This is a genomic window from Micromonospora sp. NPDC049645 (genome assembly GCF_040675155.1).
Classification (GTDB): domain Bacteria; phylum Actinomycetota; class Actinomycetes; order Mycobacteriales; family Micromonosporaceae; genus Micromonospora.
In genome coordinates this window covers 164414-188950 of the sequence record NZ_JBFAOI010000001.1, presented here as the reverse complement: position 1 = coordinate 188950, position 24537 = coordinate 164414, and the positions used below count along the sequence as shown (strand labels likewise).

At 69.7% G+C, this 24537-nt stretch carries 23 protein-coding genes and 2 tRNA genes; 11 read left to right on the top strand and 14 right to left on the bottom strand.

Annotated features, from left to right (window positions below; genetic code table 11):
• Positions 1–109: 109 nt before the first annotated feature.
• Entirely contained in the window at positions 110–1309 is a 1200-nt protein-coding gene (locus AB0J33_RS00915; protein WP_363608512.1) for a DUF418 domain-containing protein, read from the bottom strand.
• A 107-nt stretch (positions 1310–1416) separates the two neighbouring features.
• Between AB0J33_RS00915 and AB0J33_RS00910 the strand changes: the two genes are divergently transcribed.
• Positions 1417–2175, top strand: a complete 759-nt coding sequence (locus AB0J33_RS00910) for a TetR/AcrR family transcriptional regulator (protein WP_363608510.1) — start codon at positions 1417–1419, stop codon at positions 2173–2175.
• Between the two features lie 203 nt (positions 2176–2378).
• Here AB0J33_RS00910 and AB0J33_RS00905 read toward each other — a convergent pair whose 3' ends face one another.
• The 7 genes from AB0J33_RS00905 to gyrB form a co-directional block, all read right to left on the bottom strand.
• A complete protein-coding gene (locus AB0J33_RS00905) occupies positions 2379–2708 on the bottom strand; it encodes a hypothetical protein (RefSeq protein ID WP_363608508.1) in 330 nt (109 codons plus the stop codon).
• A 109-nt stretch (positions 2709–2817) separates the two neighbouring features.
• A tRNA-Ala gene (locus AB0J33_RS00900) sits at positions 2818–2893 on the bottom strand.
• 43 nt (positions 2894–2936) lie between these two features.
• Positions 2937–3065, bottom strand: coding sequence for a DLW-39 family protein (locus AB0J33_RS00895; RefSeq protein ID WP_209444550.1), 129 nt, complete (start codon positions 3063–3065; stop codon positions 2937–2939).
• 42 nt (positions 3066–3107) lie between these two features.
• Positions 3108–3181 (bottom strand) — tRNA-Ile (locus AB0J33_RS00890).
• Positions 3182–3332: 151 nt separating this feature from the next.
• The gene (locus tag AB0J33_RS00885; protein WP_363608506.1) at positions 3333–4247 is read right to left on the bottom strand and encodes a DUF3566 domain-containing protein; all 915 of its coding nucleotides are present in this window, start codon (positions 4245–4247) and stop codon (positions 3333–3335) included.
• A gap of 4 nt (positions 4248–4251) precedes the next feature.
• A complete protein-coding gene (gene gyrA, locus AB0J33_RS00880) occupies positions 4252–6774 on the bottom strand; it encodes a DNA gyrase subunit A (RefSeq protein ID WP_363608504.1) in 2523 nt (840 codons plus the stop codon).
• A gap of 130 nt (positions 6775–6904) precedes the next feature.
• On the bottom strand, positions 6905–8851 hold the full coding sequence (gene gyrB / locus AB0J33_RS00875) for a DNA topoisomerase (ATP-hydrolyzing) subunit B (protein WP_363608502.1): 1947 nt from the start codon (positions 8849–8851) through the stop codon (positions 6905–6907).
• Positions 8852–9373: 522 nt separating this feature from the next.
• On the opposite strand from gyrB, the gene AB0J33_RS00870 reads away from it, so the two are divergent.
• Complete coding sequence (locus AB0J33_RS00870) at positions 9374–9928, top strand: hypothetical protein (protein WP_269681771.1); 555 nt, start codon at positions 9374–9376, stop codon at positions 9926–9928.
• Here the strand turns inward: AB0J33_RS00870 and AB0J33_RS00865 are convergent.
• Complete coding sequence (locus tag AB0J33_RS00865) at positions 9913–10431, bottom strand: MarR family transcriptional regulator (protein WP_363608500.1); 519 nt, start codon at positions 10429–10431, stop codon at positions 9913–9915. The genes AB0J33_RS00870 and AB0J33_RS00865 overlap by 16 nt on opposite strands.
• Positions 10432–10552: 121 nt before the next feature.
• Between AB0J33_RS00865 and AB0J33_RS00860 the strand changes: the two genes are divergently transcribed.
• Positions 10553–10780: a hypothetical protein gene (locus tag AB0J33_RS00860; RefSeq protein ID WP_363608498.1), complete on the top strand. Its 228-nt coding sequence runs from the start codon at positions 10553–10555 to the stop codon at positions 10778–10780.
• Between the two features lie 9 nt (positions 10781–10789).
• Here the strand turns inward: AB0J33_RS00860 and AB0J33_RS00855 are convergent, their stop codons facing one another.
• The 5 genes from AB0J33_RS00855 to dnaA form a co-directional block, all read right to left on the bottom strand.
• Positions 10790–11404, bottom strand: a complete 615-nt coding sequence (locus AB0J33_RS00855; protein ID WP_363608496.1) for a DciA family protein — start codon at positions 11402–11404, stop codon at positions 10790–10792.
• Entirely contained in the window at positions 11394–12527 is a 1134-nt protein-coding gene (gene recF / locus AB0J33_RS00850; RefSeq protein WP_363608494.1) for a DNA replication/repair protein RecF, read from the bottom strand. Before recF ends, AB0J33_RS00855 begins: the two co-directional genes overlap by 11 nt.
• Before the next feature lie 16 nt (positions 12528–12543).
• A complete protein-coding gene (gnd, locus tag AB0J33_RS00845; RefSeq protein WP_363608492.1) occupies positions 12544–13416 on the bottom strand; it encodes a phosphogluconate dehydrogenase (NAD(+)-dependent, decarboxylating) in 873 nt (290 codons plus the stop codon).
• A gap of 40 nt (positions 13417–13456) precedes the next feature.
• Positions 13457–14590: a DNA polymerase III subunit beta gene (gene dnaN, locus AB0J33_RS00840; protein ID WP_363608490.1), complete on the bottom strand. Its 1134-nt coding sequence runs from the start codon at positions 14588–14590 to the stop codon at positions 13457–13459.
• Positions 14591–15363: 773 nt separating this feature from the next.
• Entirely contained in the window at positions 15364–17190 is a 1827-nt protein-coding gene (gene dnaA / locus AB0J33_RS00835; protein WP_363610152.1) for a chromosomal replication initiator protein DnaA, read from the bottom strand.
• 625 nt (positions 17191–17815) lie between these two features.
• Between dnaA and rpmH the strand changes: the two genes are divergently transcribed.
• The 8 genes from rpmH to AB0J33_RS00795 all read left to right on the top strand — a co-directional run bounded on the left by rpmH (position 17816) and on the right by AB0J33_RS00795 (position 24011).
• A complete protein-coding gene (gene rpmH / locus AB0J33_RS00830; RefSeq protein WP_007453904.1) occupies positions 17816–17953 on the top strand; it encodes a 50S ribosomal protein L34 in 138 nt (45 codons plus the stop codon).
• Positions 17954–17987: 34 nt separating this feature from the next.
• Positions 17988–18404 (top strand): ribonuclease P protein component, encoded by a 417-nt coding sequence (gene rnpA / locus AB0J33_RS00825; RefSeq protein ID WP_363608487.1) that lies wholly within the window; start codon positions 17988–17990, stop codon positions 18402–18404.
• Entirely contained in the window at positions 18401–18697 is a 297-nt protein-coding gene (yidD, locus tag AB0J33_RS00820; RefSeq protein ID WP_363608485.1) for a membrane protein insertion efficiency factor YidD, read from the top strand. Before rnpA ends, yidD begins: the two co-directional genes overlap by 4 nt.
• A gap of 2 nt (positions 18698–18699) precedes the next feature.
• Positions 18700–19689, top strand: coding sequence for a membrane protein insertase YidC (gene yidC / locus AB0J33_RS00815; RefSeq protein WP_363610150.1), 990 nt, complete (start codon positions 18700–18702; stop codon positions 19687–19689).
• Positions 19690–19902: 213 nt separating this feature from the next.
• Positions 19903–20532: a R3H domain-containing nucleic acid-binding protein gene (locus AB0J33_RS00810; protein ID WP_363608483.1), complete on the top strand. Its 630-nt coding sequence runs from the start codon at positions 19903–19905 to the stop codon at positions 20530–20532.
• Between the two features lie 142 nt (positions 20533–20674).
• On the top strand, positions 20675–21385 hold the full coding sequence (gene rsmG, locus AB0J33_RS00805; protein ID WP_363610148.1) for a 16S rRNA (guanine(527)-N(7))-methyltransferase RsmG: 711 nt from the start codon (positions 20675–20677) through the stop codon (positions 21383–21385).
• 256 nt (positions 21386–21641) lie between these two features.
• Positions 21642–22967 (top strand): AAA family ATPase, encoded by a 1326-nt coding sequence (locus AB0J33_RS00800; RefSeq protein ID WP_363608480.1) that lies wholly within the window; start codon positions 21642–21644, stop codon positions 22965–22967.
• Between the two features lie 27 nt (positions 22968–22994).
• Positions 22995–24011: a ParB/RepB/Spo0J family partition protein gene (locus AB0J33_RS00795; protein WP_363608478.1), complete on the top strand. Its 1017-nt coding sequence runs from the start codon at positions 22995–22997 to the stop codon at positions 24009–24011.
• Positions 24012–24537: the final 526 nt, after the last annotated feature.

Genomic DNA, 24537 nt, shown 5'->3' with positions numbered 1-24537 from the left:
GTCGATTGCTCGATCATGGCGAGCGCGGTGCCGTGGTGGCGAGACGATTCCCTCGGTGCAGGTGGGCTGGTGGCCCAACCCGCACCGAGGCTGTGTCAGCCGGCGACGATCACGTCCGCGGGCCGTAGGTGAGGCGGCGCAGGACGATCTCGGCGGGGCCGGGCTGCTTGCGCTTGTCGAGCTGTTGGGCGATCAGCACGGTGCTGAGCCAGACGGCCACCGCGATGATCAGGCCGGTCACCGTGGGGCTGCCGAAACGGTCGCCGAGGGCGAGCGAGAAGGGTGCCAGGAGGATGAGCCAGGCCACCGACTGGAAGAGGTATCCGGACAGGGAACGCTGACCGAGGGCGGAGAGTGCGCCGACGACCGGGCCGGACCGGCTGGCTCGCACGGCGATCAGGCCGAAGACGGCCACGTAGCCCGGGCCGGCGAACATGCCGCTGACGCCGTGCAGCAGCGCGGACAGACCGGCGGCTGACTCGTCGACGTGCAGCCATCCTGCGCTCACCAGGGCGGCCGGCAGACCTCCGGCGATCGCCGCGCCGAGGCCGAGGACGGCGGTCCACCTGAGCAGACTCCGGTGTCGGGCCGGCTCCTCGAGGATCCGGCGGCGGGCGGCCCACATGCCCAGCCAGGCGATCATGATGAAGGGCAGGACGGTCAGCGTGTGCGCCGGCCATTCGCCGAGGCGATCGAGCATGGCCGCGAGGTAGTCGGGCGCGGCGAGGGAGTCGACGTGGCTCGACGACAGCGGCGCCGACCCGCCCGACCCGCTGAGGATGCGGCTCACCACCAGAGCGCCGATGACCAGCATCTCGAGCGCCGCCAGTGCCCAGAGCACCAGTGCGATGCGGTGGAACCTGTCGCTGCGACGCAGCAGGACCAGGGTCATCACGATCCCGACGATCCCGTACGCGCCGAGGAAGTCGCCGTAGTACAGCAGCGCTGCGTGCACGAACCCGAACACGACGAGCCAGGAGTTGCGGCGTAACAGCACGGAGCGCACCCGGTTCGGCGGAGCGCCGGAGGCGTCCTGGCGGCGGGCGAGTTGGACGAGTCCGTAGCCGAACATCACGGCGAAGACCGGATAGCCGCGGGCGTGGACGAGTTCGAAGAGGAGGAAGTTGAGGCCACGGTCGACGCCTTCCGGGGTGGTGTCGAGGCCGGGCTCACCGGCGAAGACGACTCCGGCGACGTTGGCCAGCGCGATGATCAACAGCATCGCTCCCCGGGCCAGGTCCGGCGCGAGGGCCCGCTCGGCGCGCAGCACCGGCCCTCTCGTTGTCCGCGGTGCGGTGTCAGTGCTCACGTTCGTCTCCCCGAGGTCGGCTTTAGTTTCGTAGAGAAAGTATCACCCGTACACTAATGCTGTCTGTCATGATGTGGACGTAACTTTCCGGGCGAACGTGGGAGCCCATGGCCAGCGACGATTTCGTTCCGGCGCCGCTGCGCCGGCTGTGGGGCCTGTCCGAGTCGTCGCGTCTCGGACGGCCCGCAACCCTGGACGTGCACGTGGTCGTCGCCGCGGCCGTGAAGATCGCCGACCGCGACGGGCTCGATGGCGTGACTCTTCCCAAGGTCGCCAAAAGCCTCGGCTTCACCAGCATGTCGCTTTACCGGCACGTCGGCTCCAAGGACGAGCTGCTCACCCTCATGACCGACGTCGCCCTGGGGTTGCCACCGGACATCGAGGCCACCGACTGGCGGGAAGGGCTGCGCCGCTGGGCCTTCGCGCACCGCACGGTGTTCCAACGTCGACCGTGGCTGACGCGCGTACCCGCCTCCGGACCGCCCTCCGGGCCGCACCAGATCGCCTGGATGGAGGCCGCGCTGGCGATCATGTCCGGCACGCTCCTGGACTGGGCGCACAAGATCGGCGCGCTGTCACTGATCAGCGGCTACGTGGTCCAGTCCGTTCGGCTGTACAGCGAACTCGCCGAGGGCAGAGCCGAAGGCCAGGGTCAGGCCGACGCCGAACGGGAGTACGGCCGCGCGCTGGCTCGACTCGTCAATCCCGACCGCTTCCCCGAGATGGCCCGGCTGTTCTCCTCCACGCTGTTCGAGGCGCCGCCGTCGGACACCCCCGACCAGGCGATCGTCGACGCGGACTTCACACTGGGGCTGGAGCTGATCCTCGACGGCATCGCCGTCCGGATCGCTCGCTCCGACTCCTGACCACCACCCGGTGTTACCCGTCCGCCCGACCGCACAAGGTCAGGCGCCGGTGCCCGGATGACCAGGAGCGACATACCTCAGAGTCATATTCATGCCTCAGCGTCATAACGCTCGCGGTCGACACCTAGACCGCCACGGCAGCTACCCCATCCGGTCAGCGCCATGCCGCCCACCTCGCTGTCACCGCTCGTGCGGGAAGGTCGTCACCGCATCGGCGCAGGCAGCGGGACCTCACCGCTGATCGCCTTCTCGGCCAGTTCGACGCGCTCCGAATGGAGTGCGCCGTCGCCGCCGAGCACGTGGCCGGGCACGTTTATGCAGCGCTGGCCTGACCTGGCGTTACAGATTGGGCACTCAAGGAAGAACCCGCTGGATGACACCAGTTCGACCCCCTGGGCCAGCGCGGATCTACCGATCTTGACGAGCGCGTCGTACAGGTCTTCGTCCTGGTGCCGGGTAGCGGCAGCGGCCACCTCCCGCATCCCTTGCCAGAACTGTTCGACCGCGTCCGGTTCGTCGATGTTGACCCGCATGAGCGCGGATCCCCTGCCGAGTACTGGCTAAACCAGCTACTCGGCCCACTGCTCCGCGTCCGTCCCTTGGGGACGAAGACGTGCAGCTCGCGTACGAGGAATGTGCTGGTGGTGGAGCCCAGGGGACTCGAACCCCTAACCCCTGCCTTGCAAAGGCAGTGCTCTGCCAGTTGAGCTAGGGCCCCGTGGGTGGCCGTGGCGTCGATCGCTCGTCGCCGAGGCCGGACGTCAGCGCAGGTCGGGCGCGGTGGTGGCCTCGTGCCACAGGGCGCGCTCGTCGTTCGACGCCTTGATCTTGTTGAACACGACGGCGGCGACGCCGACGACGCCAGCCAGAATCAGCAGCTTCTTGAACATGGGGCGACCCCTCAAGCTCGACTACCGTCGGACGACATGCGGTGGGGCTAGATGGAATCGAACCATCGACCTCAGAGTTATCAGCTCTGCGCTCTAACCGACTGAGCTATAGCCCCGCGTTGCGACGAGCAAGATTAACCCATCCGCTCGACCGGACCCAAATCGGGGTCCGCGCCTGCGAGCCGGGCCGTCGACGCCTGCAAAAACTACCCGAGTACGGGACGCCGGAGCCACCGCATTCCGCGGTACCCCCGGCGTCCCGGCCACTCAGTCCCGCTCGGCGAGGGTCAGCTCGATCCCGCCGACCAGGTCCGCGCAGACGTTGTAGACGAACGCACCGAGCGTGGCCAGCGCGGTGAACAGCACCACGTTGACCAGGCCGATCAGCGCCGAGCTGAGGATCACGCCCTTGGCGGTGATCTGGAAGCCGCTGGTGCTCTGGCCACCGCCGGCGTTGACCAGGTCACTCAGGCTCTCGTTGACGCTCTGGAACACACCCATCGCGTCCAGCGCCAGGTAGAGCACCGAAGTGGCGACCACCACGACGATGAAGAGCACCACCGACACGGCGAACGCGAACTTCATCACGGACCACGGGTCGATCCGCTTCAAATTCAGCCGGGCCCGGCGCGGCCCACGGGACGCGGCCGAGCTGACCGACGTACGCGCGGCACGCACCGCGTCACCGACGCGGGCGGCCCCGACGGCGGACGGGTTGCCGATCCCCGGGGGCAGGCCGCCGCCGCTGGCCGGGCGACCGGCCGCGGTTCCGGTACGCCCCGCGTCCGACTGCGGCTGGGTCATGCCCGGTGTGATCCGCGGCTGGGTGCCGGTGGACCCGGTGGACGCCGCCTGGCCGGGCCGGACACCGATCGGCTGGGTGGTCGCCGGCCGGGCCGAGGGTGCCGCCGTCGGCGCCGAAGGTGCGGCGGCGGCCGACGTCGGCGCCTCGGCGCTGGTCGCCTCGGTCTTGTCGCCCGACCCGCCGTCCTCGCCCGGCTGTTCCGGCGGAGGTGTCATGCCCGGAGCCCGTGTGAACTTCGGGGCAGGCGCATCGGCGGGGACCGTCGCCCGGCCCACGGCCGCGCGGCCGGTCGCTGGTGTGCCGCCCTTGGCGGCCTCCTCGTCGACCGGGTTGGCCGAGGTCCCCGTGTTCCCCGACTTCGCCTGTGTCTCCGTCATTCAACTAGTCCTGTTCGTCAGGCTCGTCGGCATTGCGAGCAATCGCCACGATAGTCACGCCGTCCGGGAGGTCCATCAGCTTGACCCCCATTGTGTTCCGGTCACGCGTACGGCGTACAGGCTTCACCGGAGTCCGAATGACACCACCATTGCTGGTGATCGCGAACAGCTCGTCGTCCGGATCGATCACCACCGCGCCAACCAGACCACCGCGCCGTTCGGTGATCTTTGCAGTCAACACGCCCTTACCTCCCCGGCCCTGCACCGGGTATTCCTCGATCGGGGTTCGCTTCGCGTATCCCCCGTTCGTGGCCACCAGAACGTCCAAACCTTCCCGGACGACCTCCATGGCGAGCAGGACGTCGTCGTCCGTGAAGCGCATGCCGATCACGCCCGAGGTGGCCCGGCCCATCGGCCGCAACGCCTCGTCCGAGGCGTTGAACCGGATCGCCTGTGCCTTCTTGGAGACCAGCAGCAGGTCGTTCTCCGGCGCAACCAGCGCAGCACCGACCAGCTCGTCCTCATCGCGCAGGTTGATCGCGATGATGCCGCCGGAACGGTTGGAGTCGAACTCCTCGAGCCGCGTCTTCTTCACCAGGCCGTTCTTCGTGGCCAGTACCAGATAGGGGGCTACCTGGTAGTTCGGGATCTCAATGATCTGCGCTATCTGCTCGTCGGGTAGGAAGGCGAGCAGGTTGGCCACGTGTTGGCCCTTGGCTACCCTACTGGCCTCCGGCAACTCGTACGCCTTGGCCCGGTAGACGCGGCCCTTGTTCGTGAAGAACAGGATCCAGTCGTGGGTCGAGCAGACGAAGAAGTGGCTGACGATGTCGTCCTGCCGCAGCGTGGCGCCACTGACGCCCTTCCCGCCGCGCCGCTGCGAGCGGTACAGATCGACCTTGGTCCGCTTGGCGTACCCGGTCCGGGTGATCGTGACGACCACGTCCTCGCGGGCGATGAGGTCCTCCATCGAGACCTCGCCGTCGAACGGGATGATCTGCGTCCGGCGGTCGTCGCCCCACTTGGCGACGATCTCGCCCAGCTCCTCGGAGACGATTTTCCGCTGCCGCTCAGGCTTGGCGAGGATGTCCTTGAGGTCGGCGATCTCCAGCTCGAGCTTGGCCAGGTCGTCCACGATCCGCTGCCGCTCCAACGCGGCGAGGCGGCGCAACTGCATGTCCAGGATCGCGGTCGCCTGGATCTCGTCGATCTCCAGCAGCCGGATCAGGCCCTGCCGGGCGTCGTCCACCGTCGGCGACCGTCGGATCAGCGCGATCACCTCGTCCAGGGCGTCCAGCGCCTTGCCCAGACCGCGCAGGATGTGCGCCCGCTCCTCGGCCTTGCGCAGCCGGAACGCGGTCCGTCGGCGGATCACGTCGATCTGGTGCTCGACGTAGTAGCGGATGAACTGGGCCAGGTTGAGCGTGCGCGGCACCCCGTCGACCAGGGCCAGCATGTTGGCGCCGAACGTCTCCTGGAGCTGGGTGTGCTTGTAGAGGTTGTTCAGCACGACCTTCGCGACCGCGTCGCGCTTGAGCACCAGCACGATCCGCATGCCGGTACGACCGGAGGACTCGTCGCGGATGTCGGCGATCCCGGCGAGCTTGCCCTCCTTGATCAGCTCGGCGATCCGCTCGGCGAGGTTGTCCGGGTTGACCTGGTAGGGCAGCTCGCTGACGACCAGGCAGGGTCGACCCCGCTTGTCCTCCTCGACCTCCACCACGGCGCGCATCCGGATCGAGCCGCGACCCGTGCGGTACGCGTCCTGGATCGCGGTCGTGCCGACGATCAGACCGTGGGTCGGGAAGTCCGGGCCCTTGACGATGCCGAGCAGGGCTTCGAGGGTGGTCTCCTCGTCCTCCTCCGGGTGCTCCAGGCACCACTGCACCGCCGCGCCGATCTCCCGCAGGTTGTGCGGCGGGATCTTGGTGGCCATGCCGACCGCGATGCCCTCGGAGCCGTTCACCAGAAGGTTGGGGATCCGCGACGGCAGGATGGTGGGTTCCTTGGCCCGGCCGTCGTAGTTGTCCTGCAGGTCGACGGTGTCCTCGTCGATGTCCCGCAGCATCTCCATGGCGAGCGGGTCGAGCTTGCACTCGGTGTACCGCATGGCGGCGGCCGGGTCGTTACCGGGCGAGCCGAAGTTGCCGTTGCCGTCGACCAGCGGGTAGCGCAGCGACCAGGGCTGCGCCATCCGGACCAGCGCGTCGTAGATCGCCGAGTCGCCGTGCGGGTGGAACTGACCCATCACGTCGCCGACGACGCGGGAGCACTTCACGTAGCCGCGGTCCGGGCGGTAGCCGGAGTCGAACATCGCGTAGAGGATCTTGCGGTGGACCGGCTTGAGGCCGTCCCGGACGTCCGGCAGCGCACGACCGACGATGACGCTCATCGCGTAGTCGAGGTAGGAGCGCTGCATCTCCACCTCGAGCCCGACCGGTTCGATCCGGTCGTGCGCGACCACCGCGGCGATGGCCTCGGCGGGAACCTCGGGCTCGTTCGGTGTGGACTCGGGAGAATCGGTCACTGTATACCCTTATCAGACTCAGAGTCGTTTTCGTGCTGTGGATAACCGCTGTGGATACCGGCCAAGCTGTGGATAACTCTGTGGACCGGCGGATCGGCCGGGCAGTGCCCGGCCGATCCGCAGCAGCCCGTCAGATGTCCAGGAACCGCACGTCCTTGGCGTTGCGCTGAATGAACGACCGGCGCGCCTCGACGTCCTCACCCATCAGCACACTGAACAACTCGTCGGCGGTCGCCGCGTCGTCGAGAGTGACCTGACGCAGGGTACGCGTCGCCGGGTTCATGGTGGTTTCCCACAGCTCGGGATAGTTCATCTCGCCGAGGCCCTTGAAGCGCTGGATGTCGTCCGGCTTGGCGTTCGGCTTCTTCTGCTGGCGCAGCGCGATCAGCCCGTCCCGCTCACGGTCGGAGTACGCGTACTGCGCGTCGTCGCCCTTCTTGTTCCACTTGATCTTGTAGAGCGGCGGGGCGGCCAGGTAGACGTGCCCCAGCTCGACGAGTGGACGCATGAAGCGGAACAGCAGGGTGAGCAGCAGGGTCTGGATGTGCTGGCCATCGACGTCCGCGTCGGCCATCAGCACCACCTTGTGGTACCGCAGCTTCTCCATGTCGAAGTCGTCGTGGATGCCGGTGCCCAGCGCGGTGATCAGCGCCTGGACCTCGTTGTTCTTGAGAACCCGGTCGATCCGGGCCTTCTCCACGTTGAGGATCTTGCCGCGGATCGGCAGGATCGCCTGCGTCCGCGGGTCGCGGCCCTGCTTGGCGGAGCCGCCGGCCGAGTCGCCCTCGACGATGAACACCTCGGACTCGCGCGGGTCGGTCGACTGGCAGTCGGCCAGCTTGCCCGGCATCGAGCCGGACTCCAGCAGCGACTTGCGCCGGGCCAGCTTGCGCGCCTGCTGCGCGGCGATCCGGGCCCGAGCGGCCTGCGACGCCTTCGTGATGATCATCTTGGCCTCGGCCGGGTTGCGGTCGAACCAGTCGACCAGCCACTCGTTGCAGACCCGCTGCACGAAGCTCTTCACCGGCGTGTTGCCGAGCTTGGTCTTGGTCTGACCCTCGAACTGCGGGTTTGCCAGCTTCACCGAGATGATCGCCGCGAGGCCCTCACGAATGTCTTCGCCGGAGAGCTTCTCGTCGCCCTTGAGCAGCTTCTTGTCGGTGCCGTACCGGTTGACCACGCTGGTCAGCGCGGACCGGAAGCCCTCCTCGTGGGTGCCGCCCTCGTGCGTGTTGATGGTGTTGGCGAAGGTGTAGACCGACTCGCCGTACGACTCGTTCCACTGCATGGCGATCTCGACCGACATGCCCTCCTCCTCCGCGCCGAACTCGACCACGGTCTTGTGGATCGGGTTCTTCGAGGCGTTGAGGTGCCGGACGAAGTCGGCGATGCCGCCCTCGTAGAAGAAGGTGACCTCGCGCTGCCGGCCGTCCTCCTCCTCGGCGACCCGCTCGTCGAGCAGGTGGATGCGCAGGGCGCGGTTGAGGAAGGCCATCTCCTGGAGACGTCGGTAGATGGTCTGGAAGTCGAAGTCGACGGTCTCGAAGACATCGGGGTCGGGCCAGAAGGAGACCGCCGAGCCGCTGCGGTCGGTGGTCTCGCCCTTGTCCAGTGGGCCGGGCTTGGAGTTGTTGTACTGCTGCCGCCAGACGAAGCCGGACTTGTGGATCTCGACGGCCATCCGGGTGGAGAGCGCGTTCACCACGGAGACACCGACGCCGTGCAGACCACCGGAGACCGCGTACGCCTTGCCGTCGAACTTGCCGCCGGCGTGCAGCACGGTCAGCGCGACCTCGACACCCGGCTTCTTGAGCTTCGGGTGCAGGTCGACCGGGAAACCACGGCCGTTGTCGGTGACCCGGACGCCACCGTCGGCGAGCAGCACCACGTCGATGGTGTCGCAGTATCCGGCCAGCGCCTCGTCGACGGCGTTGTCGACGACCTCCCAGACGAGGTGGTGCAGACCGCGCTCGCCGGTGGACCCGATGTACATACCGGGCCGCTTGCGAACGGCCTCCAGCCCCTCGAGAACGGTGATCGACTCTGCGCCGTACTCCTGCTTGTCCTGCGCTGCCACCCTCGGCCACTTTCTCGCGTCAGCCGCGCCGGTAGGGGCGCGTCGGGCGCGGGTTCGGCGGACAGGACGCGACGTCGGCGCGCGGACCGGTGCCGGAGACCTCCGGACAGCGGGTCGAACGCGCCGGTCGCCGCGGTTGCCCGCGGATCGCGATCGGCTCGACCCGACGTGGAGAATGAATCGGGGCCACCGGCCCTGTCCCACTCCCGCACCCGGGTCTTCGTCTCACCGTCAATCCTACTGTGCGCGGAGGACAGAACCACCACTCGGCACCCTCAGAGAGGCGGCTGAGAAGTCCGTAGCCGGCAGAACCCCGCCGCCCGCGACTCCCCCCACACGCCAGGCTTCCGTCGCACGCGCCGTCCCCGAACGGGTTGACCCGCGGTCGGGCGGGTCGGGGGTCGCGGCCGAAGCGTCCGTGCCGTACGTTTGCGGCGCCCCGGAACCAGCCTTGATCTTTACCGGTTGGAACCGGGACGATCGACTCGATCGACCCGACACGTGCTCTTTAAGAGGTGACAGATGGGGCTGGACAACGTCGCGGTGCACTGGCCGCGGACCGGCCGCTTCTACGATCCGGTCGCTCCGGCCGAGTTCGTCGACTTCGGCGAGATCGTCGACCTGCCGCGAATCTCCGCGCCGACCGCCGCGCTGGCCGAGCTCATCGCGAAGACCGGCACCATCCGGGCGACCGCGTACACCGAGTTGGTGGATCTGCTCCTCGGCCTCGAAGGTGTGTTGTATGCCACAGACGCCGCCGCCGAGGACGAGGACCCGGTGATCGACCCGGACGGCTGCTCCTGGATCGCGAGCGGCATCGAGAGGTTCGTGGCCGGGCACCGCGCGTACGGCGAGGCGGTCACCTTCGAGTCGGTGAGCACCGTGCTGCGCTCGCTGCTCGGCGACGGCAGGCTGGCCGAGCAGCAGCTGCGGTGGTTGGAGAGCCGGCTCGACGCGCTGCGCGACGAGCGCGGTGACCCGCCGCAGTGGAACTTCACCTGCGCCGAGCTGGGCGTGCTGGCGGCGTTCTACCGGCGCTGCGCCGAGCGCGGGTTCGCCGTCTACGCCGACGCCTGAGCCGCGGCGTCAGCGTCAGCGGCCTCGGCGTCAGCGGCGTCTGCCTCCGCGGCGGCCGGCTGGTTCGCGGCCGCGATCAGCTGGGTGAGCACCGCGTGCAGGTGTTGCAGATCCTCGACCGGCAGCCCGAGCCGCTGCACGATCGCGGCCGGGATCAGCTCTGCATGACTCCGTAGCGCGGCACCACTGGCGGTGAGCGTGACCGCGAGGCTGCGCTCGTCGCTGGGGTCGCGTTCCCGGCGCAGGTAGCCGGCCGCCTCCAGTCGCTTGAGCAGAGGTGAGAGCGTGCCCGGGTCGAGCTGGAGCAGGCGACTGAGCTCACGGCCGGACAGCGGCGCGTGCTGCCACAGCGCCAACATCACCAGGTACTGCGGATGGGTCAGGCCCATCGGTTCCAACAGTGGTCGGTAGACGGCCACCACGCTGCGCGCCGCCACCGAGAGGGCGAAGCAGACCTGCTGTTCCAGGGCCAGCGGGTCGACGCCGTCCGGTCGTTCGCTCATCGGTTGCCCTCGTCAGCCACGATGACTATCGTACCGATCGTTGGTACACCAATCATTGGTGCACCAAACGCCCCGGCTCGTGTCGGGGCCCGACGGTGGGACGACGCGGAGAGGGCGGCAGATGAGCGAGGACGGCGCGGTCACCCGGGCCCCGGGCGAGGGTGGCCGACTGATGCGCTGGGCCTACCGACACCTGGCCGGCCCGGCCCAGGGCGTGCAGGGAGCGGTGCAGGGCGGCTCGGCCGAGGCCCGCGAGGCGTGGAAACGCGACCTGGCCGAGCGCAAGCGCTTCACCCGGGAGCAACGGGAACGCAAGCGGGCGGCCCGCGAGGCCGACCGGCGCGGCTGAACGGCCCGCTCAGCCGTACGTGTCGCGTGGGCCCCGGCCGCGTACCCGGCGCGGCCCCTTGCCCCAGGAGGGCGCGGCCGGGCCGTGGATGTGCAGCTTGCGCACCACGTTGTGACCGACCTCGCTGGCGATCTGCTTGAGCAGCGAACCGGCGAGCAGCCGCAGCTGGGTGGCCCACGCGGTCGAGCGGGCCTCCACGGTCAGCTCGCCGTTCTCCAGCTTCACCGGGCGGCTGTTCTGCGCGACCTCCGCGCCGACGACCCGCTCCCAGGCACCGAACACGGTGGCCTCGGCCGCCGGCTGCTGCCAGCCCCGCGCCTTCACCAGCCGGTTCAGCACGGCGCCGAGCGGCTGCGGATCGCGCGGGTCGGGGCCCGGACCGGAGTAGCCCCGCAGCCGCCGCCCCGAGCCGCCGGCAGCGTCGGCTGCGCCGCCCGGGGCACGCCGGGCGCGGGCCGCCGCCTGCCGCCGGGACAACGCCGCGTCGAGCACCGCCCGGGCCAGCTCCGGGCCGCTCGCGGCCGCCGCCGGCTCACCGTCCGCCGATCCCGCCGCCGCGTTCGGGGTACGCGCCGACGGGGCGTCGCCCGCCGCCGGTCCTTTGGGGCGTGGCTCATCCGACACGGCGTACCGTCCCTTCGCCGACCTGGTAGCGGGTGCCGCGCAGGGCGGCCGGCACGTCGTCGTCCACCGCGCAGGTGACCAGCAGCTGACTCGCCCCACCGACCAGCTCCGCCAGCCGCTCTCGGCGGCCGGTGTCCAACTCCGCGAAAACGTCGTCGAGCACCAGCACCGGTTCGATGCCGTCGGCGCGCAACAGGTCGTATCCGGCCAGGCGCAGCGCCAGCGCGAACGACCACGACTCGCCGTGGCTGGCGTACCCCTTGGCGGGCAGCGGGCCGAGACTCAGGGCCAGCTCGTCGCGGTGCGGGCCGACCAGGGTGGTGCCCCGCTCGATCTCGGCGGAGCGGGACGCGGCCAGGGCCGCCGTCAACGCCTCGGCCAACACGGCCCGGTCGGTGGTCGGCTCGGCCAGCTCGATCGAGGGTCGGTAGGCGATGCTCGCCGCGCCCCGACCGGCGGCCACCGCGTCGTACGCCTTGGCCACGTGCGGGGTGAGCGCGGCCACCAGCTCCAGCCGGCCGGCGAGCAGCTCCGCGCCGTGCTGGGCCAGGTGGGTGTCCCACACGGCGAGGGTGCCGAGGTCGCCGCCCCGGGACCCACCGGTCTTGCGAGCCAGGTACGCGGTGCGCAGCAGGGCGTTGCGCTGCTTGACGACCCGCTCGTAGTCGGCCCGCACTCCCGCGTACCTGGGTTGTCGGTTGACCAGCAGATCGTCCAGGTAACGGCGGCGCTCGGCCGGGTCTCCCCGGACCAGTTCGAGGTCTTCCGGAGCGAAGAGCACCAGCCGGAGCGCCCCGAGCACGTCCCGAGCCCGCCGTGCCGGGGAACGACCCAACCGGGCGCGGTTGGCCTTGCCGGGCACGATCTCCAGCTCGACGAGCAGCTCCCGGCCGTCGTGCACCACCGCGCAGCGGATCACCGCGGACGCGGCGCCCATCCGGACCAGAGGCGCGTCGGTGGCGACCCGGTGCGAGTCCAGGGTCGCCACGTAGCCCAGCGCCTCGACGAGGTTCGTCTTACCGACGCCGTTGGCGCCGATCAGGACGTTCGCCCCCGGCTGGAGGTCGACGGCCACCCGCTCGTACGAGCGGAAGTCGACCAGTTCCAGCCGGTGAACGTACACAGGTTGTGGATACCGCTCAGCGCTTGTGGACGGCGTGGCCGCCGAACTGCTGACGCAGCGCGGCGACGGCCTTCATGGCGGGCGAGTCGTCCTGGCGCGACTGGAACCGGGCGAACAGCGACGCGGTGATGACGTTCAGCGGTACGGACAGCCGGACCGCCTCGTCGACCGTCCACCGGCCCTCGCCGGTGTCCTCCGTGTAGCCGCTCAGGTCGGCCAGCTCCGGGTCCTCGTCGAGTGCCCGGTCGAGCAGGTCGAGCAGCCAGGAGCGGACGACGGTGCCCTCCCGCCAGGACTTGAACACCCCCGGCACGTTGGTGACCAGCTCGGAGGCGGTCAGCAGCTCGTAGCCCTCGGCGTAGGCGTGCATCAGGCCGTACTCGATGCCGTTGTGCACCATCTTCGAGTAGTGCCCGGCGCCGACCGGACCGGCGTGCACGAAGCCGAACTCGCCCTCCGGCTTGAGCGCGTTGAAGATCGGCATCAGGCGGTCCACGTGCTCCTGGGCGCCGCCGACCATCAGCCCGTAGCCGTTCTGCCGACCCCAGACGCCGCCGGAGACCCCGACGTCGATGTAGCCGATGCCCCGCTCGTTGAGCCGTTCCGCGCGGGGGGCGTCGTCGCTGAAGCGCGAGTTGCCGCCGTCGATGATGATGTCGCCCTCGCCGAGCACCTCGGCGAGTTCATCGATGGTGGCGTCGGTGACACCGGCGGGCACCATGACCCAGACCGCGCGCGGAGACTCAAGCTTCTCGGCCAGGCCCGCGAGGGTCGTGACGTCGCTGATCTGCGCGTTGTGGTCGAAGCCGACCACCTCGTGCCCGGCGGAACGCAACCGCTCCCGCATGTTGCCGCCCATACGGCCGAGTCCTACCAGCCCGAGCTGCATGTGTTTCTACCTCCGTGGATCTGGGTGTTGCTGGGCGCGATCAGCGCGAGACGCGGATCGGCATGATGAGGTACCGGTACCCCGGAATGACCTCGCCATCCTCGTCCGCGGGCGAGATCACCGCAGGCTTGAAGGCGTCGACGAACGAGAGCACTGCCGTCTGCGAGCCCAGGTTTGCCAGACCGTCGATGAGGTACTGCGGGTTGAAGCCGATGGTCAGCGGGTCACCGGTGAAGGTGGCCTCCATCGCCTCGCTGGCCCGTGCCTCCTCGGAACCGCCGGCCTCGACCACCAGGCCGTCGGCGCTGAAGCTGAGCAGCACCGGGGTGGTCCGCTCGGCGACCAACGCGACCCGCTTGACCACCTCGATGAGCGTGCTGACCGGCACCCGGGCCGCCGCGTTGTGGGTGGCCGGGAAGAGCGAACGCACCGGCGGGTAGTTCGCGCCGTCGAGCAGGCGGCTGGTGGTGCGTCGGGTGCCACCGGCGAGGCCGACCATGCCCTCGCCCGCGGCGCCCTGGGCGAGGGCGAGGGTGACCTCGCCGCCCAGCGGACCGAGGGCCTTGGCGGTGTCGTTCAGGGTGCGGGCCGGCACCAGGGCGTTGATGCTCACCTCGGGGTCGTCCGGCCGCCACTGGATCTCGCGCAGCGCCAACCGGTAACGGTCGGTGGCGAGCATGGACAGCGTGTTGCCGGACAGCTCGACGCGGACGCCGGTCATCATCGGCAGCGTCTCGTCCCGGCCGGCCGCGATGGCCACCTGGGACACGGCGGTGGCGAACGCCGCGGCGTCGACAGTGCCGGCGCTCTGCGGCATCTCGGGCAGCGCGGGGTAGTCCTCCACCGGCATGGTGGGCAGGGTGAACCGCGCGCTGCCGCAGACCAACTCGAGGTGAGCGCCGACCGCGGCGATGTCGACCGGCTTCGCCGGCAGCGCCTTGGTGATCTCGGCGAGCAGGCGGCCGGAGACGAGCGCGGCGCCGTCGGCGTCGCCCTGCACCTCAACGGTCACCTGGCTGGAGACCTCGTAGTCGAACCCGGAAACCCGCAGGTTGCCGTCGGTGACGCGGAGCATCACCCCGGCGAGCACCGGTACGGATGGCCGGTTGGGCAGGCTCTTCGCGGTCCACGCCACGGCCTCGGCGAGCGCGTCGCGCTCCACTCGGAACTTCATCAATGCCTCCGCGTCGACGTCAGCGACAACTCTCTCATGCCGACCGCTGCCTACCGTCCCGCCCGACCGTGCGGGTACCCATCGCACCTTAGGGCGCGGGGGCATCGGCTGTGCGCCCGACCCCATGGATCGTGTCGGTGCTTACCGGCTGATCCGGCAGCGCTCGGCCCAATCCACAGAAAGCCCAACGGTGATGATTGGTTTTTGTTCTCTTAGAAGAGATAACTCATCGTCTTCATCGCACCTGTGCAAACTGTGGAAAAGCCGGGTCTGCGCAGCTCAGACAGGTTATCCACCGGTGATTTAGCTGTGGAGAACCGGGGGTACAACCGGCTCGTGTGTCCACAGCCCGGTCCCGGCGGGCGGTTGTCCACCGTCGTCCACCGGTTGTCCACCGGTAATCCACCGACTTTCTCCCCAGGCCTGTGGATCGCGGTGAAGATCAGCATTGCCGTCATCCCCAGAACCTTCAACAGCTCGTGCACAGGTGGACGGCCGTCGGTGGAAAACGTGACCGTCGTCCCCAGGCGTCCACAGCCTCGTACACAGGGTTTCTCCACAGCCTGTGGGTAACTGGCGGAGGACGGACCGTAGTTATCCACCGACGGTGGATAACGAGCTGTGGACAACGAGTGGGAGTCGAGGCGGTCACGGCCTCGATGCTGTGGCCTCCACCATGTCGAGAGTCCAGCTGTCGGACGAAAAAGAACGCCCGACCGGAGATCCGGCCGGGCGTGTCCCGGGCTGTGCGCGCCGCGACGGCGTCGTACCCCTCAGCTGTTCTGCTTGATCCGGTTGGTCAGCTCGGCGATCTGGTTGTACAGCGAGCGGCGCTCGGCCATCTGCTGACGGATCTTGCGGTCGGCGTGCATGACCGTGGTGTGGTCCCGGCCGCCGAACGCCTGCCCGATCCGGGGCAGCGACAGCTCGGTCAACTCCCGACACAGGTACATGGCCACCTGGCGGGCGTTGACGAGCACCCGGGACCTCGACTGGCCGCGCAGGTCCTCCAGGCTCACCCCGAAGTAGTCAGCGGTCGAGGCCATGATCTGGTCGGCGTTGATCTCCGGGCCGGCGCCGTCGGGCATGAAGTCCCGAAGCACCTCCTCGGCCAACGACAGCTCGACGGTCGACCGGGTCAGGCTGGCGAACGCGGTCACCCGGATCAGCGCGCCCTCCAGCTCACGGATCGAGTTCGACACCCGGGAGGCGATGAACTCCAACACGTCCGGCGGGGCGTACATCCGCTCCTGCGCCGCCTTCTTCTGCAGGATCGCGATCCGGGTCTCCAGGTCCGGTGGCTGGATGTCGGCCAGCAGGCCCCACTCGAACCGGGTTCGCATCCGGTCCTCAAGGGTGGCGAGCTGGCGCGGCGACCGGTCGGAGGTGATCACGATCTGCTTGTTGGCGTTGTGCAGGGTGTTGAAGGTGTGGAAGAACTCCTCCTGGGTGCGCTCGCGGTTCTCCAGGAACTGGATGTCGTCGATCAACAGGATGTCGACGTCGCGGTAACGCCGCTGGAACGCGCTGGTCTTGTCGTCCCGGAGCGAGTTGATGAAGTCGTTGGTGAATTCCTCGGTCGAGACGTACCGGACCGAGCGGGCGTTGCCGAGCGTGGTGGCGTAGTGCCCGATGGCGTGCAGCAGGTGGGTCTTGCCCAGCCCCGAGTGCCCGTAGATGAACAGCGGGTTGTACGCCTTGGCCGGTGACTCCGCCACCGCCACGCTCGCCGCGTGGGCGAAGCGGTTGGACGAGCCGATGACGAACGTCTCGAACATGTACTTCGGGTTGAGCCGGTTACCGCCGGTGTCGGCACCGGGCAACCGGCGGTCGTCGCGACCACCGGTCCGATGGTCCACCGCGCTACGGCCCGGGCCGCTGTCCGTGCCGCTGTCCCGGGGGAGCGAGCGGATCACGTGCTGGTCGCGCGGCGACGCCGAGTCGTCCCGGTAGCGGGGCTCGTAGGGACGGGTGTCCGGGCCGCGCGGGTCGAGGCGGGCGGCCTGCTCGTCGTAGCCGCGCCGGTCCGGCCCCGGTCGGGGTGAGCGCACGGGTTCCGCGAAGGCGGCGCTGAACAGCGCCTCCTGCCCGTCCCTGCTGGCGGGGATGAGACCCGAGCGATGCCCGTCGACGGTCGGCGCGAGCGGTGGGCCCGCCGGCGCGGGCGGCGCCACCGGATCGGGCGTACGCGCCGGCGACTGCTCCGGGAGCAGCGCGTCGCCGGACGGTCGAGCGCCGTGGTCGTCGTCGAGCGGCGCGGCGCCCGGCCCGTCGAGACCGAGCGGGCCGGCGTCCGGGGCGCTGCGGTAGACCGTGCCGGCCGGTCGCCCGGTGGCATCCTCGGCCACCCGGACGGTGACCGCGACCTGGATCGGTCGGCCGAGCCGGCGGGTGAGCGCCTCGGTGATCGCCGGGCGCAGCCGTGACTCGATCACGTCGCGGGTGAACGCGTCCGGCACCGAGAGCAGTGCGGTGTCCTCGACGATCGCGCGCAGCCGGGTCAGCCGGAGATAGGCACGCTGCTGGGCGGAGATGATCTCGTCGGCCAGCTCGTCGGTCGCCGCTAACCACACTGCGGCAAGGTCGGTCGTACCGGCCACCGTCGTGCCACCCCCTCGCCTCTGCTCCCGGCCGCCGCTGTCTGCCAGCCGGCCGTCCCGGGCCCGCCGCGTTCGCGGGTGGAACAACACCCACCCGGACGGTCGACCGGTGGTCATCCACAAGTTATCCACAGCCTGTGTACCGACCGATTGTGGCCGCCGCCGGACGCGGGTGGGACCTGCCCCTGCCTGAACGGGCGCTGAAGCGGGTTCACCGTGCCGAACGATTCACTGCCTTGTCCGGTCTTGCCTCTGCGACGACCGGAGCTTCCGACGCTCACCGCAATCGGGCACGGTAACAGCGTTGTCCCTGCGCCATCAACCGGCGACGCCGCGGCACCCTTGTCGGCATCAGCGAAAACCGCCCTTCGGCCTCGGGCGCGTCCTGTTGTCCCCCGCTCGGGGTGTTTGACGGTCATTGCCCCCCTGCGTAGGCTGGAACGGCTGCTTTCTCGCCCTCTGCTAGGGTGATGGGTGCTTGCTGTCCGCGGTCGCATCCCCGCATCGCCGAGGTCCCGCTCCGCCGGACAGCACCGATCGTGGGCCACCGTCGAGGTGGCCTGGACCACCACACGACCCCGGCGATCCCGTCGCGCGGGGCGCGTACGAAAACGGAGAGCCTGACGTGAGCAAGCGCACCTACCAGCCGAACAACCGCCGGCGCGCGAAGACCCACGGCTTCCGGCTGCGCATGCGCACCCGTGCCGGCCGTGCCATCCTGTCGAGCCGTCGCGCCAAGGGTCGCACCACCCTGTCGGCCTGAGCCGACCGGGCCGGTCCAGGGGACGTGGGCAGTCGTGCTGGCCGCCGCACAGCGACTGCGGCGCAGCACTGACTTCGCCGCAGCGGTTCGCGGTGGCCGACGCGCCGGACGTGGCGCCGTCGTGGTCCACCTGGCCATGCCGGTGACCGCCGACCCCAGCACACCGACCTTGCCGGAGCCGGCACGAGACACCAGTGCGGATCAGTCGTCCGTGCCGTCCCGTGCCGGCTTCGTCGTGTCCAAGGCGGTCGGCAACGCGGTGACCCGCAACCGGGTCCGGCGCCGACTGCGCGCGCTGGTCCGGGAACGGTTGACCGCCCTGCCCGCCGGCAGCACGCTGGTCGTCCGGGCGCTCCCCGCCGCGGCGCAGGCGTCGTACCCCCGGCTCGCCACGGACCTGGACGCCGCCATCGCGGTCGCCCGGTCGCCCCGCGAGCGGCGGTCTCGATGAGCGGCCCCGACCAGACCAGCCCACGCCCGTCGACAACCGGTGCCAAGGTGCTGATCGCGCCCATCATCGCGTACCGTCGGTGGATAAGTCCGGCACTGCCGGCCCGCTGTCGGTTCTACCCGTCGTGCAGCGCGTACGCCCAGGAGGCGGTCGCCCGGCACGGCGCGCTCCGGGGAGCTGTGCTGGCGGTCCGGCGGTTGTTGCGCTGCCACCCCTTTCACCCTGGTGGATATGACCCGGTGCCGGAGCCGGGCGGCCGCCGCCGTGCTGATGTGACTGGAGCCCCGAATTGAGTCTGAGTCTCGACTGGATCTACTACGCGATTTCGTGGATCCTGCTGACCTGGCACTCTGCCTGGGACGCCATCGGGGTGCCGGTCGGCGCGGTGATCGGCACCAACTTCGCCTGGATCCTGTCGATCATCTTCCTGGTGGTCACCGTCCGGGTGATCCTGTTCCCGGTCTTCGTCAAACAGATCAAGTCGCAGCGGGCGATGCAGGCGCTCCAGCCCAAGGTCAAGGAGCTTCAGGAGAAGCACAAGGGTGACCGGGAGACGCTCCAGAAAGAAATGATGGAGCTGTACAAGAAGGAGAAGGCCAACCCGCTGATGGGTTGCCTTCCGATGTTCCTTCAGATCCCGGTCTTCCTCGGCCTCTTCCACGTGCTTCGGCGGCTCGACCCGGACAAGCAGAACAAGACGCTCTACGGCTGGACCGTCGACCAGTTCCAGAGCGCCTCGCAGGCGAAGCTCTTCACCGCCCCGATCGCCGGCAAGTTCGGCTCCACGGCCGACGAGCTGGCCAGCCTCGGCGCCAACGGCAGCACCGTCAAGATCATTGCTGGTGTCCTGGTCCTGGTCATGATCGCGACCACCTACCTGACCAGCCGTCAGATGATCCTCAAGACCGGCTGGGCGGAGGACCCGCAGCAGCGGATGATCCAGCGACTGATGCTCTACGGCATCCCCGCGTCGCTGCTGATCTCCGGCGCGATCTTCCCGATCGGCGTCATCATCTACTGGGTCACCAACAACCTCTTCACCCTCGGCCAGCAGCAGTGGGTGCTGCGGAAGTTCCCGCCGCCGGTAACCGCCAAGAAGGCCGTCGCCCCCGCCGCCTCCCGTAACCCGGTGCAGCCCGCCAAGACCGGCGGTCTGTTCGGTCGTGGCAAGGCGGCCCCGCCCGCACCGGTCAAGGCGACCGCGCCCAAGGTGGCCGGGCCGAAGCCGGGTGCCAAGCCGGTGAACAACCCGAAGAAGAGTCGCCCCGCCAAGCGGCAGGGCTAACCGGTACGGGCCGCCGTCGGAGCACCGGCGGCGGCCCGTTCCGCACCCGCGCAGCCGCCGTACGGCCGGCGCCGGGTGGAACCGACCGCGCACCGCGCGGCCACGGGCGACACTGCCCGTACAGACGTGCCCGTGGGCACCGGTGACCTCCAGCCGGCCCCGGGAAACCAGTCGGACCCGACGGTCCGGCCGAGCGAGTACGGAGATGAGACCGTGACCGAGACCAGCATCCCCCGCGCCGAGCAGTCCCTGGACGAGGAGGAGACCGCGACGCTCGCGGTGGACGGCGACGACGCCGACGACACCGACGCCGACGACGCCGACGACACCGAGGCCGACGACAGCACCACCGCTGGCACCCGGGCAAAGAAGGCTGTGGGCGAGGGCGACCTGTTCCGGCAGAGCGAGATCGCCGCTGACTACGTGGAGGGCCTGCTCGACATCCTCGACTACGACGGCGACATCGACGAGTTGGTCTCCGCCGGCCGTCCGATGGTCGAGGTGGTCGGCGAGCGACTGCAGAACCTGGTCGGCCAGCGCGGCGCCACCCTGGAGGCGCTTCAGGAGTTGACCCGCCTCGCCGTCTTCCGGCAGACCGGCACGCCGAGCCGGCTGCTGCTCGACGTCGGTGGTTACCGGGCCAACCGCCGCAAGGAACTCGCCGCGGTCGCCAAGAACGCCGTCGAGAAGGTCAAGGAGTACGGCGAGCCGGTTCGCCTGGAGGCGATGTCCGCGTTCGAGCGCAAGTGCGTGCACGACGTCGTCAACGCCATGTCCGGCGTGGCCAGCGAGTCCGAGGGCGTGGAGCCGAACCGGCGCATCGTCGTACGGCCGGCGGACTGACCGGGTGACCCACGACGACATCACGGCCAACGCCGTGTCCGGCCCGGGCGGTACGCCGCCCGGGCCGTCCGCTGTCCGGCCTGACACCTCCGACGCCGAAGCGACCGGCCGCGACGCCGCCCCGTCGCCGGCCGACGCGGCGTTGCCGCCCGAGCTGGCTCCGGCCGCGCTGACCCTCTTCGGTGATCGTCTCGACCTGGCCGCCGCGTACGCCGAACTGCTCGCCACCGACGGGGTGGTCCGCGGCCTGATCGGTCCCCGGGAGGCACCTCGCATCTGGGATCGGCACCTGCTCAACTGCGCGGCGGTCGCCGAGCGGATCCCGACCGACGCGACGGTGCTCGACGTCGGGTCCGGTGCTGGTCTGCCGGGTCTCGTCCTGGCCATCGCCCGTCCCGATCTCACGGTCACTCTGATCGAGCCGCTGGCCCGACGGACGTCGTTCCTGATCGAGGTCGTCGAGCGACTCGGCCTGGCCAGGTCGGTGCGGGTGTTCCGCGGCCGGGCCGACGAGGCGGCCAGCGGGTCGAGCGGCCGGGAGCCGATCAGCGGGGACGTGGTGACCGCCCGCGCGGTCGCGCCGCTGGATCGGCTGGCCGGCTGGAGCCTCCCGCTCGCGGTTCGCGGTGGCCGGCTGCTGGCGCTCAAGGGTTCGTCCGCCGCGGCCGAGATCGAGGAGCACGCCGAGGTGGTGGCGCGACTCGGTGGCGGGGAGCCTGCCGTGCGGCTCTGCGGCGTCGGGGTGATCGATCCGCCGACCACGGTGGTGGAGATCGTGCGTGAGCGGATGGTCGGTCCGCCCCGCCCGGCGACCAAGAAGCGTGCCCGCAGCGGGCGCTCCCGCCGAGGCTGACACTTCGCGCCATCGGGCTTCCGGCCGGTGGGTTGCCTCGTTGTACCGGTACGGATGGACGAGGGGATGAGAACCCGACGTGGACCGGCCGCGCCCGTCCGCCGTAGGCTGACCGCGCGTCGATAGTGTGGAGCGGGTGACGGACGTCGCGGGTCTCCGACCGCTCCCTTGGGCCGTACGCTCCGGGATGCGGGCGTGGATGCGGCCAAGTTGACCGGGGCGCGGACCGACCATCCGAAGCGGGCAGGGATGACAGGTGCATGACGACGGCAGGTACGACGATCCACGCGTGACCGGGTCGACCAGCGATCCCGTTTCACGTGAAACCGACTACCCAAGCTGGTCGCCCGGCGCGACCGGGCCATCGACCCGACCTACGGACAGCGATCCGCCGACGGTGTTCGATCAATCCGTGGCGGCCGGGCGATCGGAGGATTCCGCCGTTCCCGAGCCGGCGGGCGTTCGCCGGTCGGGCGAGGGACCGAGTCGACCGGTCAACGCCGCCGAGGTGCGGTCGACCTCGGGTCGCCGCAACACCGCCGCGGCGGTTCGCTTCGAGCCGGCGGTTCCGCATCAACCCACTGCGGCTGTCGTTCGGGACGCCGCGCCGGTGGTCGCCGATGCGCCGGTCGCTTCGACCGAGTCGTTGGCTGCCGTTGCTGCCGACCCCACGTACGTTTCACGTGAAACCCCGACGCGCGAAGAGGATGACCCACCGTTGGCTATGGAGGCGATGCGCGCCGTGCAGATCCTGAATCCCAGTGGCGAGGTGACCATGCCTCGGCCGGACCGGACCCGGGTCATGTGCGTCGCCAACCAGAAGGGCGGCGTGGGTAAGACCACCACCACCGTCAACCTTGCGGTGGCGCTCGCCCTGCACGGCAACCGGGTGCTCGTGGTGGACCTCGATCCGCAGGGCAATGCCTCGACCGGGCTCAACGTCCCGCACCACACCGGCATCCCGGACGTCTACGACTGCCTGATCAACAGCGTGCCGCTGGCCGAGGTGGCACAGGCGGTCGAGGGCATCCCCAACCTGTGGTGCGTACCCGCGACCATCGACCTGGCCGGCGCCGAGATCGAGTTGGTGTCGGTGGTGGCACGGGAGTCGCGGCTGGACCGGGCGATCGCCGCCTACCCGGGCGAGTTCGACTACGTGTTCATCGACTGCCCGCCCTCGCTCGGGCTGCTCACGGTCAACGCTCTGGTTGCCGCGCAGGAGGTGCTGATCCCGATCCAGTGTGAGTACTACGCGCTGGAGGGGCTCAACCAGTTGATCAATAACATCAACCTGGTGCGCCAACACCTCAACCCGAAGCTCGACGTCTCCACCATCCTGCTGACCATGTACGACCGCCGTACCCGGCTGGCCGACGCCGTCGAGCAGGACGTCCGCAACCACTTCGGCGACAAGGTTCTCCAGGCGGTCATCCCCCGCAACGTCCGGGTCTCGGAGGCACCGAGCTACGGCCAGTCGGTGATGACCTACGATCCCGGTTCGCGGGGTGCCACGAGTTACTTCGAGGCCGCCCAGGAGATCGCCGAGCGAGGCGTCAAGGAGCCGGTGGGCCGGAATGCGTAGTGCGGACGAGTCGCTGGGAGGCGTGGCATGAAGAACCGTCCTCGGGGCGGTCTGGGTAGGGGCCTGGGGGCGCTGATCCCGACCGGACCGGCGCCGGGTGCCGTCGGCACCGCGACGGCCGAGCCGGAGCACGAGCACGTGGACGACGCGGTCTCCGCGACGGTCTCCACCGTGCCCGCCGGAGCGCCGGTTCTGGAACCGGAGCCCGCGCTCAGCCCGGTGCCGGGCGCGCGATTCGCGGAGATCCCGGTCGACGCGATCATGCCCAACCCGAAGCAGCCCCGCCAGGTCTTCGACGAGGAGGCGTTGGAGGAGCTGAAGACCTCGATCCAGGAGGTCGGCTTCCTCCAGCCCATCGTCGTCCGACAGCTCGACGACGAGAAGTACGAACTGGTGATGGGCGAGCGGCGCTGGCGTGCCGCCCAGGCGGTGGGGCGGGAGAGCATCCCGGCGATCGTCCGGGACACCCGCGACGACGCCATGCTCCGCGATGCCCTTCTCGAGAACATCCACCGAGCCAACCTGAACCCTCTGGAAGAGGCCGCCGCCTACCAGCAACTGCTGGAGGAGTTCGGGGCCACCCACGAGGAGTTGGCTCGTCGGATCGGCCGGAGCCGCCCGCAGATCTCCAACACCATCCGACTGCTGAACTTGCCCGCACAGGTGCAACGCCGGGTCGCCGCCGGCATCCTGTCGGCGGGGCACGCCCGCGCTCTGCTGAGCCTCGACGAGGCCGAGGCGCAGGAGCAGTTGGCGCTGCGGATCGTGGCCGAGGGCCTCTCGGTCCGAGCGACCGAGGAGATCGTGGCCCTGACGCTGAACGACGGGCCGGCGAAGGGCCAGACGGCGAAGCGGCGACCCAAGGCACACGCGCCGGCCCTGACCGATCTCGCCGACCGGCTGTCCGACCGATTCGACACTCGGGTGAAGGTGGACATCGGTCGGAGCAAGGGCAAGATCACGATCGAGTTCGCGACGGTGGACGACCTCGAGCGGATCGTCGGAATCATCGGTGTGCAGCAGGAGGAGGAGAGCGGGGACTGAGCCCGCCCTCTCCTTCCACGGCCGCGCTACCCGCAGGGGGCGCGGCCGTTCTGCGTCCCGGGTCGCCGCGTTTCACGTGAAACAGTCGGCGGTCCCGCCTGGACCGGTCGGCGTGTACGACGAAGGTCCGTCTTTGGCTCGCTCGGCTAGCCCGGCGACAGCACGGTGGTCAAGAGCGACGACGTGACCCCGCTCGGACGACGAGGACTTTCGGAGCCGTGCTCGGGCCGGCTCGCGGTGGGCCCGCACTTTCGCTGGCGCAGTCGCCGAGGCGCGATCGGATTACGCGGTCGGATTACGCGGTCGGCGAGCGCTTCGACGGTGAGTTAGGGGCAACCGCCGGCCTCCGACGCCGATGGGTCGACGCGGGATGGACGAGGGGCGAGGGGTTGCGGGACGAGGGCGCGGTGCGTGTGCGTGCGCGCTGAGAGCGTGCTTCCCGGGCACGGGGCGAGTGGGTACGCGCCGAGAGCCTGTTTCCCGGAGCGTGTGGATAAGGGGCGAGGCGCGGTGAGTGCGTGCACGG

Bases quoted from the DNA above. Each gene is read 5' to 3' on its own strand.
- AB0J33_RS00860 (WP_363608498.1), top strand. From the start codon at position 10,553: ATGAGCGAGGACGGCGCGGTCACCCGGGCCCCGGGCGAGGGTGGCCGA.
- gnd (WP_363608492.1), bottom strand. From the start codon at position 13,416: ATGCAGCTCGGGCTGGTAGGACTCGGCCGTATGGGCGGCAACATGCGG.
- AB0J33_RS00910 (WP_363608510.1), top strand. From the start codon at position 1,417: ATGGCCAGCGACGATTTCGTTCCGGCGCCGCTGCGCCGGCTGTGGGGC.
- AB0J33_RS00795 (WP_363608478.1), top strand. From the start codon at position 22,995: ATGAAGAACCGTCCTCGGGGCGGTCTGGGTAGGGGCCTGGGGGCGCTG.
- AB0J33_RS00895 (WP_209444550.1), bottom strand. From the start codon at position 3,065: ATGTTCAAGAAGCTGCTGATTCTGGCTGGCGTCGTCGGCGTCGCCGCC.
- yidD (WP_363608485.1), top strand. From the start codon at position 18,401: ATGAGCGGCCCCGACCAGACCAGCCCACGCCCGTCGACAACCGGTGCC.
- dnaN (WP_363608490.1), bottom strand. From the start codon at position 14,590: ATGAAGTTCCGAGTGGAGCGCGACGCGCTCGCCGAGGCCGTGGCGTGG.
- AB0J33_RS00885 (WP_363608506.1), bottom strand. From the start codon at position 4,247: ATGACGGAGACACAGGCGAAGTCGGGGAACACGGGGACCTCGGCCAAC.
- AB0J33_RS00865 (WP_363608500.1), bottom strand. From the start codon at position 10,431: ATGAGCGAACGACCGGACGGCGTCGACCCGCTGGCCCTGGAACAGCAG.
- AB0J33_RS00870 (WP_269681771.1), top strand. From the start codon at position 9,374: ATGGGGCTGGACAACGTCGCGGTGCACTGGCCGCGGACCGGCCGCTTC.
- AB0J33_RS00905 (WP_363608508.1), bottom strand. From the start codon at position 2,708: ATGCGGGTCAACATCGACGAACCGGACGCGGTCGAACAGTTCTGGCAA.